16 protein-coding genes are annotated in these 13,867 nt (G+C 51.9%); all 16 read right to left on the bottom strand.

Annotation, left to right across the window (positions count from 1 at the left end; translation table 11 throughout):
• Positions 1-5 precede the first annotated feature (5 nt).
• Positions 6-713, bottom strand: coding sequence for a flagellar type III secretion system pore protein FliP (gene fliP, locus KP806_RS03270; RefSeq protein ID WP_397376357.1), 708 nt, complete (start codon positions 711-713; stop codon positions 6-8).
• A 37-nt stretch (positions 714-750) separates the two neighbouring features.
• Entirely contained in the window at positions 751-1,398 is a 648-nt protein-coding gene (locus KP806_RS03265) for a flagellar biosynthetic protein FliO (protein WP_224722102.1), read from the bottom strand.
• Between the two features lie 11 nt (positions 1,399-1,409).
• The gene (locus tag KP806_RS03260; protein ID WP_224722101.1) at positions 1,410-1,772 is read right to left on the bottom strand and encodes a response regulator; all 363 of its coding nucleotides are present in this window, start codon (positions 1,770-1,772) and stop codon (positions 1,410-1,412) included.
• A 21-nt stretch (positions 1,773-1,793) separates the two neighbouring features.
• Complete coding sequence (gene fliY, locus KP806_RS03255) at positions 1,794-3,098, bottom strand: flagellar motor switch phosphatase FliY (RefSeq protein WP_224722100.1); 1,305 nt, start codon at positions 3,096-3,098, stop codon at positions 1,794-1,796.
• The gene (fliM, locus tag KP806_RS03250) at positions 3,088-4,089 is read right to left on the bottom strand and encodes a flagellar motor switch protein FliM (protein WP_224722099.1); all 1,002 of its coding nucleotides are present in this window, start codon (positions 4,087-4,089) and stop codon (positions 3,088-3,090) included. The genes fliY and fliM overlap by 11 nt, the downstream gene beginning before the upstream one ends.
• Before the next feature lie 37 nt (positions 4,090-4,126).
• Positions 4,127-4,591 carry a flagellar basal body-associated FliL family protein gene (locus KP806_RS03245; protein ID WP_224722098.1) on the bottom strand — a complete coding sequence of 155 codons (465 nt, stop codon included), beginning with the start codon at positions 4,589-4,591 and terminating at the stop codon, positions 4,127-4,129.
• A complete protein-coding gene (locus KP806_RS03240; protein ID WP_224722097.1) occupies positions 4,588-4,815 on the bottom strand; it encodes a flagellar FlbD family protein in 228 nt (75 codons plus the stop codon). The genes KP806_RS03245 and KP806_RS03240 overlap by 4 nt, the downstream gene beginning before the upstream one ends.
• A 57-nt stretch (positions 4,816-4,872) precedes the next feature.
• Complete coding sequence (flgG, locus tag KP806_RS03235) at positions 4,873-5,691, bottom strand: flagellar basal body rod protein FlgG (protein ID WP_224722096.1); 819 nt, start codon at positions 5,689-5,691, stop codon at positions 4,873-4,875.
• A gap of 106 nt (positions 5,692-5,797) precedes the next feature.
• Positions 5,798-6,256, bottom strand: coding sequence for a flagellar hook capping FlgD N-terminal domain-containing protein (locus KP806_RS03230; protein WP_224722095.1), 459 nt, complete (start codon positions 6,254-6,256; stop codon positions 5,798-5,800).
• 41 nt (positions 6,257-6,297) lie between these two features.
• Entirely contained in the window at positions 6,298-7,662 is a 1,365-nt protein-coding gene (locus tag KP806_RS03225; protein ID WP_224722094.1) for a flagellar hook-length control protein FliK, read from the bottom strand.
• A gap of 48 nt (positions 7,663-7,710) precedes the next feature.
• A complete protein-coding gene (locus KP806_RS03220) occupies positions 7,711-8,616 on the bottom strand; it encodes a MotE family protein (protein ID WP_224722093.1) in 906 nt (301 codons plus the stop codon).
• Positions 8,617-8,653: 37 nt separating this feature from the next.
• A complete protein-coding gene (gene fliJ, locus KP806_RS03215) occupies positions 8,654-9,100 on the bottom strand; it encodes a flagellar export protein FliJ (RefSeq protein WP_224722092.1) in 447 nt (148 codons plus the stop codon).
• Between the two features lie 8 nt (positions 9,101-9,108).
• Positions 9,109-10,434 carry a flagellar protein export ATPase FliI gene (fliI, locus tag KP806_RS03210; protein ID WP_224722091.1) on the bottom strand — a complete coding sequence of 442 codons (1,326 nt, stop codon included), beginning with the start codon at positions 10,432-10,434 and terminating at the stop codon, positions 9,109-9,111.
• Positions 10,421-11,260: a FliH/SctL family protein gene (locus KP806_RS03205; protein WP_224722090.1), complete on the bottom strand. Its 840-nt coding sequence runs from the start codon at positions 11,258-11,260 to the stop codon at positions 10,421-10,423. The genes fliI and KP806_RS03205 overlap by 14 nt, the downstream gene beginning before the upstream one ends.
• Positions 11,253-12,266 (bottom strand): flagellar motor switch protein FliG, encoded by a 1,014-nt coding sequence (fliG, locus tag KP806_RS03200; protein WP_224722089.1) that lies wholly within the window; start codon positions 12,264-12,266, stop codon positions 11,253-11,255. The genes KP806_RS03205 and fliG overlap by 8 nt, the downstream gene beginning before the upstream one ends.
• A gap of 11 nt (positions 12,267-12,277) precedes the next feature.
• A complete protein-coding gene (fliF, locus tag KP806_RS03195) occupies positions 12,278-13,855 on the bottom strand; it encodes a flagellar basal-body MS-ring/collar protein FliF (RefSeq protein WP_224722088.1) in 1,578 nt (525 codons plus the stop codon).
• Between the last annotated feature and the right edge of the window lie 12 nt (positions 13,856-13,867).

The raw sequence follows: 13,867 nt of genomic DNA, 5'->3' as shown, positions 1-13,867 counted from the left end.
AGTCTTCACGTGTTGAAGCTTAGCAGTAATGATTTGACGATCAAATACCAGCCGTCGACTAGCACAAACAATAATAGCTTGAACGGCAGCGATATCATGACGGGGGGCAGCATCATCATCCCCATCGCCATTAAGGTGCTGGCTACGATCATATCGATGACCAGAAACGGTATAAAGATCATGAATCCCATTTGGAATGCCGTCTTCAGCTCGCTGATGGCAAAAGCGGGAATCAATACCGTCAAGGGAATATCCTCGTAGTTTTCAGGCTTCTCGGTTTTCGTATAGTTCATAAACAGCAGCAAATCTTTTTCCCTCGTCTGGGAAAACATAAATTTCTTCATCGGGACGGCAGCCTGCTCGAACGCCACGGTTTGCGAAATTTCGCCCTTTAAATACGGCTGCAGGGCAACTTCGTTAACCTGCGAGAACGTCGGTGCCATAATAAAAAAAGTCAGAAACATTGCAAGTCCGATAAGCACCTGATTCGGCGGCATTTGCTGCGTGCCCAGCGACGTCCTCACGAAGCCCAGCACAATGACGATCCGCGTAAAGCTGGTCATTAACACGAGGATCGCCGGTGCTACACTTAGTACGGTAATTAGCAACAGGATCGAAAGCGCGCTAGTGCCGGACGCTGCGCCGTCGCCATCGCCAATGTTTATGGATACGTCCGGCAAAGGCTCCGCAAATGCTTGATTTTGAAAAAACATCGCAAGCAGCTGAAGAACAATGACGGATATCCACCACTTATTTTTCATCATCCATCAACCGTTCGTCTGATTTTGATTCTTGCAGCAAAGACTCCAATTGCTGTTTGCGGTCAGCCTGGCGGCTGAGCTTGCTCTGAAGCATGTGCTGAAAGGTTGTGCTTTGATTCCATCCGTCGCCCGTAGGCTCAGCTTCATTGTTTTCTTTCCGCTTCATCAGCCTGCCGGCCAGCTCTGTTATAAATTGCTGCGGCCACGCGGCGGCTTCGGCCTTCCTCTCCAGAGCGGCGATGACGGCAAGCGCTTCTTCCCCTTCGGGCAGCTTGTCGATTAGCGTAATGCTGTCGCCTACCCCGACTATGTATACTTTCCCCGCAATTTCGATCACCTGCAGCGATTGGTTTTGCCCCAGAGCAATACCGCCGAGCGATCGCAGCGACCGGTTTGCTCCCCATGTCCGGTTGCGGGCCGATAACCATTTAATGACGCAAATAATTAATGTGATAACAATGGCAAGCGAGATAATGACCCACACCAGACTGCCTGCTGCATTTTGCGATCCGGTAAAAACCATTTGACCGTCATTCGTCTCGCTGCTGCCGCCTGAAGGGGCGGCAGCAGCAAAGCCCGGCCCTATCGCCATTCCAAGAGCAGACACCGTTGAAATGCGCGAAAATATATTAAACATAACGTTATGCCTTATCCCAGCGTTTTCTTTATCGCTTCGATAACGCGATCGGCCTGGAACGGTTTCACGATAAAATCTTTGGCGCCTGCTTGGATCGCATCGATGACCATCGCCTGCTGGCCCATTGCCGAACACATGATGACCTTCGCATTGCTGTCGAGCTTCTTGATTTCTTTGAGCGCGGAAATCCCATCCATCTCGGGCATCGTAATGTCCATTGTCGTCAAATCCGGCTTCAATTCCTTGTACTTTTCAACGGCCTGGGCGCCATCTTGGGCTTCACCGACGACCTCGTAGCCGTTCTTCGTTAAAATGTCGCGAATCATCATTCGCATAAAAGCTGCGTCGTCTACGATAAGAATGCGGTTTGCCATCTTCTTTATCCTCCTAGAATACTATTGTAATTTTTGAATCCGGTCCCATTGGCTCACGATATCCGTAACCCGGACGCCGAAGTTTTCATCGATAACAACGACCTCGCCTTTGGCGATCAGCTTGTTGTTGACCAGGATGTCCACCGGCTCGCCGGCAAGCTTGTCCAGCTCGATAATGGAGCCTTGCGACAGCTCCAGAATATCCTTAATTTGCTTCTGGGTCCTTCCTAATTCTACCGTGACCTTAAGCGGTATGTCGAGAAGTAAATTGAGGTTTGTCTCATCGGACTGCATGTACGGAGCATTTCCGAAATTGGCAAACTGGACTGCCTGAACGTTCACATTGCGATTGGCGGCTTGACCGTACGTATGCGGCCCCGGCGGCTGCATCGAATAGTCGTATCCTGCCGGCGGAGGCGGCTGATAGCCCATTTGCGGCATTTGGTAGCCCATCGGAGGAGCGTCCTGCATCGTCTGGGTATATAGACCCATTAAAGGCGGCGCAACGTTCGTTTGAGCCGCCGCAGCCGATTGCTGTATCGGCGGTTGCTGCATCGGCGTCTGCGGAGCTGCTTGAACAGGCGGCGGTGTAAGAGCCGAAGCCTGCATACTTGGCGTTTCGGGTATTTCCTCGACGGTACCCATCAAAATATCGACCATTTGCTTCGCAAACGAGATCGGCAGCAGCTGCATAATCGTTGAATCGATTAAATCCCCTATCGTTAACCGGAACGAAATTTTGATAAACATATCGACAGGAGGCAAATGATCCATGCCGTCTCCGCTATTGACGTTCAAAATATCGATTCCAGGCGGAGAAATGTTTACGAAGCGGTTGAATATCGTCGACATCGAAGTCGCAGACGAGCCCATCATCTGGTTCATCGCTTCCTGTACCGCGCTGATATGGATTTCGTTCAGCTCCTCCAGCGTAATTTCGCCGTCGCCGCCTAACATAAGATCCGCAATGATTTGCGCATCCTTCGTCTTGATGACCAAGGAATTAATGCCTTGAAACCCGTCGACGTATTGAACGCTGACCGCTACATGAGGCTTGGGGAAAATATCCGCCAGCTCTTCCTTTCTGACCAGCGTCACTTGAGGCGTCGTAATATCCACTTTCTTACCAAGCAAGGTGGAAAGGGCGGTCGCGGCACTGCCAAATGTAATATTGCCGATTTCCCCGAGCGCATCCTGCTCCAAGGAAGACAGGAAATCGGAAAGCCGCGCTTCGTTTGGGGCCGATGGGGCAGGCTCGGGCTCATTGGCGGATTGTCGAAGCAATGCATCGATTTCCTCTTGTGACAAATAGTCCTTACCCGTCATGATCTTCTTCCACTCCTTCGCTGATTACCTCGTCCACCTGCACAGCCAGCCGGTCCTTCACCGATCCGGGGCTGCCAAGAAATTTGAGCTTGTCGCCTACTTTAATCTTCAAGCCTTCGTCTACTTTTTTATTTAAGGAGATTACGTCTCCGGCATTCAGTCCGAGAAACTCTTGAATCGTAATCGTCGATTCCCCTAGCTCCGCTACAATCGGCAGCTTCGCTTTATGTACTCGCTGTTCCAATATTTCCACTTCTTCGGGAGCCCGGGCTTTTTTCTGCGAAACAAACCAATGATGCACGGACAGTCTGGACATAACCGGCTCAATGACGACGTGCGGGATACATAAATTGATCATCCCCGTCGTATCGCCGATCTTCGTGCTGAAGGAGATGAGCGCGATCGTTTCGTTCGGGGAAACGATCTGCATGAATTGCGGGTTCGTCTCGAGCGCCTCCAGCCTCGGAGAAATGTCGATGACGGTTTTCCACGCCTCCTGAAGGCTCTCGAATGTCCGGCTGAATATCCGTTCCATGACGATCGTTTCAATTTCGGTTAAATTGTTTATTTTGGACGGAGCCGTGCCCTGTCCGCCAAGCATCCGGTCAAGCATCGCATAGGCTACGTTCGGATGAACCTCAAGGACCATCCGGCCTTCCAGCGGTTCCGCTTCAAAAATGTTCAAAATCGTCATCTTCGGAATCGATCGAATAAACTCGTCATAGGGCAGCTGTTCGACCTGCACGACATTAATCTGAACAAATGTGCGGAGCTGCGCTGAGAAATAGGTTGTTAAGTATCGCGCGAAGTTTTCGTGTATGCGGGTCAAGCTTCTAATATGATCCTTCGAAAAACGAACGGCGCGCTTAAAATCATATACGCTGACTTTGCGTGTCGTCTCTTCCTTCTTTAATTCCTCGGCATCCATTTCCCCGGAGGATAAAGCGGCAAGAAGCGCATCAATTTCATTTTGCGATAATACATCAACCAAATATCTCACCTCCTTCGAGGAATGTCGGCGTCATCCGTTAAATGTCGGAAATGATAAAGTTCGTGATTTCCACCTTAATCAGCTTTCCTTTCGAAATGACCGGTGTCAGTTGATTCAGCAGCTTCGATTCGAGAGCGTCTTCGCCCTGGGAGCCTTTTAGCTCGCTGACCGTCATGTCGGCTAATGTCCGGTTTATAATCGGCCTGACTTCAATTTCCAAAATTTTATCAAAATCTTCCTTGGCTTTCTTGCTGTCAAGCTGGAATGCGAAGCTGAGCATAACGATATAATCCTGGTCTTTAAGATTTCTGCGGAAGTCCTTTAATTCCGAAGTGACTTCGACGCGTTCATCCGCTGACAAGGCTTCAATCTCGATTGTTTCCGTCTCGGTCGCCTGCTCCTTCGGATCTGTAAAAAACGATTTAAACAAAATAATCGATACGATTGCAATTAAGGTTATGGCTAACAAAATGGTAATCAGCCAAGGAATCATCTTTTTCATACCGAAGGCCCCTCCGTTTGCTCACTCTTTTGGGCTGCCGCTATGAGGCCGATCGTGCGGAGAAACTGCATGTTCAACTGCAGCAGCTCCGCGGTTTTCTCCTTTACAACCAGCTTTTTGCCGGTCGTAAGCGTGATAACGGTATCCGCAGATTCTTCAATCACTTCTATTAAAAGAGCGTTTATGGTTACTTTTGTCCCGTTTAAACGCGTTACGGTAATCATCGGCTACCCCCTCGCACCCGCAGAAAGCTTCAAGCTTCCCGTGCGGTTATCGCTACCCTATCGTTTTAAGTTGACTACTTCCTGCAAAATTTCGTCGGAAGTCGTTATAATACGCGAGTTGGCCTGGAAACCGCGCTGAGCGACGATCATTTCCGTAAATTCTGCCGTTAAATCGACATTCGACATTTCGAGCTGCCCGGAAATAATCGCTCCGGTTCCAAACTCGGGGTCTCCTGCAAAGGTAAGGAAATCCTCAATCGAAGCATCGGGATTGGCGTTTGCCGTTACGCGGTACAAATTTCCGCCCAGCTTCTCAAGACCGCTCGGATTTACGACTTTTGCAACGCCGAGCTGGGCGATTTCTTCAGTTCCGTCGGGCGTAACGCCCATAATCGTACCGTCCTGCCCGATGGAGAACGCCGTGACCGCTTCGTCAAGCGTAATCGTATCCCCCTCAGAGGTCAGTACAAAATAACCGTCACTCGTCACCAGCTGCCTGTTCGCATCAAGCGTAAAGTTTCCGGCTCTCGTCAGCAGCATCTCGGAGTCTTCGTTCGCCCTGACGACGAAGAAGCCGTCACCGTCGATTCGCAGATCCGTTGCTTGATTCGTCGTCATGGCGCTTCCCGCCGTATGTACCGTATCGATTGAACCGATCGAAACGCCAAGGCCGATTTGCTTGGCGTTAATGCCTCCGCGAACGCCGTCCTCGGGCGCCGTAACGCCGGCAACGGTCTGACTGAGAATATCTTTGAACATGACGCGCCCGGCTTTGAAGCCGACCGTATTGACATTCGCAATATTGTTGCCGATTACGTCAAGCTTTGTTTGAAAACCACGCATACCGGAAACGCCTGAATACATCGATCTAAGCATTTTTCGTAATTCCTCCCGCTGGATTTAATAATGATAAACCGCCTCAATCGATCCGCGGCTAAAGGTCACCTAGACAAATACAGCCTTATAATTACACCTTCGCCGACTATTCCGGCTCGTCAGTCGTATCGCCGGCAGCCGCAATCGATAGGATGTAATCTAATGCGACTTCCTTGCCGTCAACCGAAGCATACAAAACCCCGTCCTTGGACAGGATGGAATCGACCACCCCGTTTAATGTTACAACCTCGCCGGCATCGTCATATTCGTTCCATTCGACCGTTTTTCCGATTAAGCTGGAAGCGGAGCCGATATTCTGCCTCAGCAAGGATAGCTCCGATGACATATTCATCAGCTGCTCCACAGATGTGAATTGGGCCATTTGAGCGATAAACTCCTTGTCCTGTAGCGGCTGCATCGGATCCTGATTGCGCAGCTGGGTAACCAGTATGCTGAGAAACTGGTCTTTTCCGAGCGTATCCGTGCCGGACTTCTTTGCTGCAGCCTGCACGTTGGACGTGCTGTAATTAGGCCATACCGAGCGGGTGGAAATGCTGTCTGACATTAAAGGTCACCTCCTATCCTGCAAAGCGCAGCTATGTAAATCTAGGCTTTTATGTTGACCGTCCTTCCGTATCCGAGCCCCTGCTCCGCCGCCTGCTCGATCATTTCGGCTTCAAACCGGGAGTCGACAGCTGCGGACTCTCCTTGAAACGATTGCCGCTGAGACGAATGCTGCTGCTTGCTCCCCTGTCCCGACTGCTGCCCGAACAAGTAGGAGGCCGATTGCCCCTGGGAAACCTCAAGCTTATCCACATGCAACCCTTGAGCTTGAAGCGCTGCTCTTAAATGCGTCATTTGATTGTCAAGCATGTCTTTGGCCAAAGCCGTATCGGTTTGGAAAATGGCCGTCAGAACACCGTTCTGCATCGTAATTCGTACGTCAACCTGCCCCAAATGCTCCGGGAACAGCATCAGCTTCGCTTCAGATACGCCGTTTACGGTTGTCATATCAAATTTCCGGATTATCAATCCGGACATCGTTTGGGCAAACTGATCGGCCGCCACAAATGACGTCGTTACCGGAGCGGCAACCGTCGGTGGCTGCGGCAGCAAGCGGAAAATCTCCGCGTTTTGTCCCATAGTCTGAGACGATGGAGCTGCAGCAGGTTCAGCCGGGACGGTCACCGTTACTTCGGTCATATCGACTCGTTGCTCAGCGGCTGCAGTAATATAAGCCGGATGAACCGCTTGCTGGGACAGGCGTTGAAGCAGCGTCCCCGCCCCCGCTTGCGAATGAGGAGCAGCGAACAACTGCCGGGAGGAAGCTGCAGGTTTCGGCATCAGCGATCCGGCATCGGCCGGCGCGCTTTCCAAAATCGCCGTCAAAGCCTGAAGCTGCCGTCCCGCAAGTTCGACCGGATCTTGCGACTGCACGAGCTTCACGACGCCTTGTTGAAGGAGAGCCTGCAGCCGCAATAGCGAATGCTGCAGATCGCTTTTTACTCCTGCCGCTCCACCGGCTTGCAGCTCCGATGGGCCGGATTCGGCGCCAGATGCCGATCCGGCAGCAGGATTGGCCTGCTGCAGCGGCGCACCAAGAAAAGCCAGCAAGGCGGTCAATTGCGCCAATGCATCCTCAAGCCGTTCGATATCCGGACCCGATTCTTCTTCCGCTTGTTCACCCTCAGCAGCCGGTGCTTCGAGCCGATCAATCAACTCGTCAATAATGGAAATCAGATCGGAAAGCGTTCGCTCCGGCGAAGTGCCTTCCGCGGCCGTTCCGTTAGACGTAAGTGCCATCAACGGCGCCGGCCGGGCATCTACAGCCGTCTCGGCCGAGCCCCGATTGATCTGCTGTACCAGGGTTTGCTGAAAAGCGCCGTTTCCGGCTCCCTTTGTACCTTGCAGCGAACCTGGCGGTTGGGTTTGCGTTGCCGTTACCTGCATTTGTGGTATCGTCATTTCCATTTTGTTCACCTCCCTTCTATTGCTGTTTTCAGAAGGATGGCGAAGATGCTAGCTTCCGCTCATCAGCTTGGCCATTAATTGGGCCGTCGTCGTTTCGTTAATGCCCGACATTTCGGCGAGGATGGCAGAACGGGCCGTGTCATCCACCGCATTCAGAATGCGCAGCACTTTGCTCGGACTGACGTCCACCATCTTGATCAAAAGCTCGGCGGCGCTTTGTGCGTCCATAGCCGCAAATGTCGCACCAAGCTGCTCCTGGTCCAGTACGGAGGAAGCCTGCTTCGTATCCGGCGACTTTTGCGATTCCAGGCGCGATTGGAGCGCAGCAATTTGCATGTCCTTGGCCGTTACGTTGTCCTTCAGCATCATCGCCGCATCGGCAGCGGTCTGAGGATTCATCTTTTCCATAATCCTTACGCGGTCGTCCGCCCGCATGTTCGCAAAAACAAGTACCATCTCCTCCATCGTCATGCTCTGAAGAATAGGTGCGGCTTTGCTAGGCGTTATTTTGGAAAACATGGACGAGAGCTCTTGAATTTTCGCCTCATACTGCTCATCCTCCAGCAGCTGCTCCTCGGTTAGCGTTTTTAATGAAGAATTATCCTGTTTCAAATTTGCAACCTGCTGTTCAAGCTCGGTCTTCTTTTGGTTTGCCTCTGCCAGCTCCGTTTCGATGGCGGACAGCTGTACCTGCAAATCCGCAAGCTTGGCCGACATGTTGGCATTTCGAAGCGCTTCGTCGTCCAAATTGCCCCCTGCGGCATCGGGCTCCGGCAGCACATCTTTCAAAAAAGGGACCGATTGCCCCGCTTCCAGCATTTTATTGCGGAAATCATTGTTAAATAGGGTATATAGGACACCCAGCAGCACAACCGCAAATAAAACCGGCGTCATCAGGAACATCATTCGTTCCAACGCACTGTAGCCTTGCTTCTCTGCTTCTGGTCCAGCCAATTTAATTCACTCCCCGTTGCCGGCATTGCACAACTCATTATGTAGTCGATAACGTGAACCGGACGCCAGCCAGCTCATCCAGCTCGTTTTGGTCCTTCAACTGCATGGCGTATTCGAATTTTTCGCGGGCATGCTCTTTGGCTTTCAGCCATACCTTCTCGTCCTTCATTTTGTCCGCCAGCTTCATCCGGCTTTGATCAACCGTTTTCCGGGCATGGACAACATCCGTCGTCTTGCTTGCGATGCAGGAAAGCAAATGGTCCAAATAATGCTGAATCGTCTGAAGCTCGTACAGGGAAACCGATGACCGGGAAGCCTCGTGAAGCTTCTTTTCCCAGTCCTCCCGCTCCGAGCTCAGCTGTTCAAGCGTCAGCTCCTCGGCGGCCAGAGCACCGATCGCCGTTGACAGAATCCATTCCGCCTGCATTTTCTCGCTTGCCTTGAGATCAACAACCTTTTGAAAAGAATACCGAAACGATGCCATTCCAAGCTTCAACTCCTGTAGAAATGGGTAATCAAATGCTGCTGCGCTTCTTCCAGACTGACTTTTTCATTCGTTTTTTGCCGTGTGAAAGCATAAATCGTATCGATGAATTCCAGCGCATCATCAATTTCTTTATTTGATCCCCGCTGGTACGCCCCAATATTGATCAGGTCTTCCGAATCCTTATAGATAGCTAATAATTTTTTCAATTCATTGGCGGCATCCTGCTGCTGCTCCGTCACGATTTCTTTCATGACGCGGCTGACAGAGGAAAGTACGTCGATAGCCGGAAAATGCCCCTTATGGGCAAGATGTCTGCTTAATACAATATGACCGTCCAGGATGCCGCGAACGGCATCGGCGATCGGTTCGTTCATATCGTCGCCGTCGACCAGAACGGTATAGAATGCGGTAATTGAACCCTTTGGACCGGTTCCCGCACGCTCGAGCAGCTTCGGCAGCGCAGCGAACACCGAAGGCGTATAGCCGCGCGTAGCGGGCGGCTCGCCGATCGCAAGTCCGACCTCGCGCAAAGCCATCGCATAACGGGTGACGGAATCCATCATCAGCATGACGTTCAGGCCGCGGTCCCGGAAATATTCGGCGATGGAGGTCGCGATCAATGCGCCTTTCATTCTGATCAGAGCAGGCTGGTCGGAGGTGGCTACGATGACGACCGAACGGGCCAGCCCTTCCGGACCGAGATCCTTTTCCATAAACTCGAGCACTTCCCTGCCGCGCTCGCCGATCAGCGCAATGACATTGACGTCGGCCGACGTATTTCGGGCAATCATGCCAAGCAGCGTACTCTTCCCTACGCCCGACCCTGCAAAGATGCCGACGCGCTGTCCGCGTCCGACCGTGAGCAAGCCGTCGATTGCACGCACGCCAATGCCGAGCGGCTCAACGACTCTCGGCCTCATCAGCGGATTGCTTGGTTCGTTGTGGGTCGAATAGTGCGGCATTCTCCGCGGCAAAAAAGAGCCGTCAAGCGGATTGCCGAGGCCGTCCAGCACTTTGCCGAGAAGCTCGGAGCCAACCTGCACCGAGAGCGGCTTGCCCGTGCCTACCACATCACAGCCGGGGCTTATCGCGTGCAGATCGCCGAGCGGCATCAGAATAACCTTGTTATCGCGGAAGCCTACAACCTCCGCCTTAATCGGCTTCGCGCCCTTCGAAGGATAAATGAAACAGACGTCTCCGATGCTGGAGTCAGGACCTTCCGATTCGACGGTAAGACCGATTACCTGCGTTACCTTCCCGTTTACTCTTACGGGATCCAGCGGCTGCAAATGCTCGATATATTTCAACACGTCCAGATTATTCAGCTTCATCGTGAATACTCCGTTCATCGCCGGTATGGTGGGCAAGATGAAGCAGCTCGCGTTTTATTTCCGCTAATTGCGTATCAATGCGGGCATCGATGCTCCCGAAGGAGGACCGGATGACGCATCCGCTGTCCTTCACCGTCGAATCCGGTAAAATTTGCAGCTCGGCTTGCGAATCAATCGTCAGCAGCAGCTCTTCCCTGGCCGCTTGCACAAAGGCCAGCTGCCCCGGCGAGACGCACAGCGTAATGACACCCTGCTCTCTTCGTCTCGATAATGATTTACGGATGAGTTCAATCGCAATTTCAGGTGCAAGCGTCAGCTGACGGCCTATTATTTTCTCGCCGATGGCGCAGCTTAGCTCGACCAGGAAGGGTTCGGCTTCCTGAATGATTTGTTCTCTCATTTGGTAAGCGGACTTCAGGACGGCGGAAGCCTCTGCAAGCTTCCGTTCCCAGCTGCTTTGCAGATCTCGTTCCGCTTTAGCGACTCCTTCGGCATATCCGAGCTCATAGCCGGCTTGCTTCGAAGCTAGTGCTGCGGCCTCGTCTTCGGCACGCCTCTGCAGCCACCACGCTTCCATTTGCTGTTCCGTTTCATTTAGCAGCTTCTCGCTGGCTTCGGCGGCTTCGCGCAGACGCTCCTCCGCGAACGACTGGGCGTCGTTAATGATTTGTTCCCGCAAGGAGATCGTCTCTTCATCAGGAACGCTCTCTTTGATGGCCGTTTCTTCCGCATGGTCCAGCGTTTGTACGCCTCGGTGGTTCAGCCAATGAAGCTGTTTCAGCTGTTCAAGCGACACGACGCTTGAGGATTTGATCAAATTAGACAATGATATCGTCTCCTCCGCCGCGGGCTATAATGATTTCGCCGGCTTCCTCCAGCCTTCGAATCGTAGCCACGATACGGGTTTGCGCTTCTTCTACATCGCGAAGGCGAACGGGTCCCATAAATTCCATTTCTTCCTTGAACGTTTCCGCCATCCGCTTGGACATATTGCGGAAGATCGCTTCCCTGACCTCTTCGCTCGCGACCTTGAGCGCAAGCTGAAGATCGGCATTCTCGATATCGCGGATAATTCGTTGAATGGAACGATTGTCGATATTGACGATATCCTCGAAGACGAACATCCGTTTTTTGATCTCTTCCGCAAGCTCCGGGTCTTGAATTTCGAGCGAGTCCAAAATCGTACGTTCCGTCCCTCTGTCGACGCCGTTCAAAATCTGTACGATCGAATCGATGCCTCCGGCGTTCGTATAATCCTGAGTTACCGTTGCCGACAGCTTCTGCTCCAGCACCCGCTCCACTTGCGAGATGACTTCCGGAGACGTGCTGTCCATCAGCGCAATTCTTCTGGCTACGTCCGCTTGCTTCTCTTGCGGAAGCGAGGACAGAATGTGTGAAGCTTGCTCGGATTGTAGATACGAGAGTACAAGGGCGATCGTTTGGGAATTTTCATTTTGGATAAAGTTTAAAATTTGCGCCGGTTCCGCTTTTCTTGCAAAATCGAACGGCCTTACCTGAAGCGTTGCCGTCAGCCGGTTAATGACCTCGAGCGCCTTTTGCTCACCGAGCGCTTTCTCCAATATGTCCTTGGCATAGGTGATGCCGCCTTGCGTAATATATTCCTGGGCCATGCAAATTTGATGAAACTCGCTGAGGATCATTTCCCGGTCCAGGCTGTCCACCTTACGGACATTGGCGATTTCCAAAGTAAGCTGCTCGATTTCCTCTTCGCGCAAATGCCTGAAAATTTGCGAGGATACGTCCGGTCCAAGTGTAATGAGCAAAATGGCAGCTTTTTGTCGTCCGGTTAAACCTTGCATCATTTTTGACATTTGAACCACTCCTATTCGTCAACAAGCCATGTGCGAAGCAGATTGACAAACTCATCCGGCTTGCGTTTTGCGAGCATTTCCAGGTTTTTGCGCGCCTGGCTTTCATTGCTCACGCTGTCCAGATCGAGCGTCGGATATTCGACTTTTGCAGGTGCCTCTTCCGCTTCGAGCTCTTCTTCTTCCATGGCTTTCTTGCGTCTGCGTGCGAGCATGAAGACGAGACCGCCGATTACCGTGAGCGCCGCAACGCCCAATCCGACGATCCAAGGCATCGTAAGAACCGCATTATCGCTTTCGGAATCGCTGCCCGAAAAGCTTCTTGCGATGATCGCAACTTTTTTGGCCATAAGCTCATCGTCATTGACATCCTGACCGGAATCGGCCAATTGCGCTCTTACCAGCGCGGTCAAATAGGTCATTATCGCTTCTCTGCTGCCTTCAGCATTCAGCTGCGATTGCTCGATGCCGATATTAATATTAAGGTCTTTTAATACGAACGGTCCGGATATGATACTGTTGTTGATCCGGTCGACTTCATAATTCCGGATTTGCGAGCTCGTCTCGGATGTGCTCTCACCCGCATTCGAAGCTTCATAGCCGGGAATGTCGGTTTCGCCGGTTCCCGCCACGCCGCCAGCTTGACCGCTGCTGCCGGTGGAGGAGCTGTTATTAATTTCTTCACTAATAACGATTCCGTTATTGTTGTTATTTTCGAGCGGGCGTACCAGGCTTTCCTCGGTCTTCTTTGAATCGAAGTTCATGCTGCTGGAAACCTGGATGACCAAATTTTCGGGACCGACGATCGGACCGAGAAACTGCTGAATATTTTTTTTCAGCTCCGCTTCGTACTTTCGCTGAATTTGGAAGTGGGATTCCGCAGCATCCGTATTGCCTGCGACGACCCCTCCCGCTTCGGAATATGTAAGTTCGCCCTGCGGGCTGGAAATGGTGATGTCCTGCACCGCCAGCTTAGGTACTGCCGTTTTGACCAAATTATAATAACCGTCGATTTCCTTCTGACTAGGCCGGTAGCCGGCTGCGAATTGCATCATGATCGAAGCGGACGCCGTTTCTTCATCTTCAGGCGACAGAAACACGCTTTCCTCGGGCAAATTGATAAGCACCTTCGAGCTTTCTACGCCCTGCATCGCATTCAACAGCTGTTGGACTTCCCCGTTCAACGCGTTCAAGTATTTGACATTAAATTCGTTTTCCGTCACTCCGAATTGCGATGAGCTTGCATTGAATGCCTCAAAACCGATGGAGCCGTTCTGTACAAGGCCTTGCGAGCCTACGTCCACTTTAATCCGTGCAGCCACTGTGCTCGGCACCGAGATGCTTTTTCCGTTGTTGCTGAGCTCGTAAGGTATTCCGCTGCCGTCCAAATAATTCATGATGGCCGCGGCGTCAGTCGTATCGAGATTTTGAAATGCGATTTCATACTCCGTTCTGGTGAACACGATCGTTAACAGTATGACCGTTAACAATAACCCCGCAAGCGACGCCCCCAGCCATATTTTTTGTTTTCTGCCCATTTGGCCCCAGAACTGAGCGAGCCTTCCTCTATATTGGGCGATTCTTTCGTTCACGTCGTCACCTCA

The organism is Paenibacillus vietnamensis (assembly GCF_020169515.1).
Lineage (GTDB): Bacteria > Bacillota > Bacilli > Paenibacillales > Paenibacillaceae > Pristimantibacillus > Pristimantibacillus vietnamensis.
This window is presented reverse-complemented; position numbering and strand designations above follow the sequence as displayed.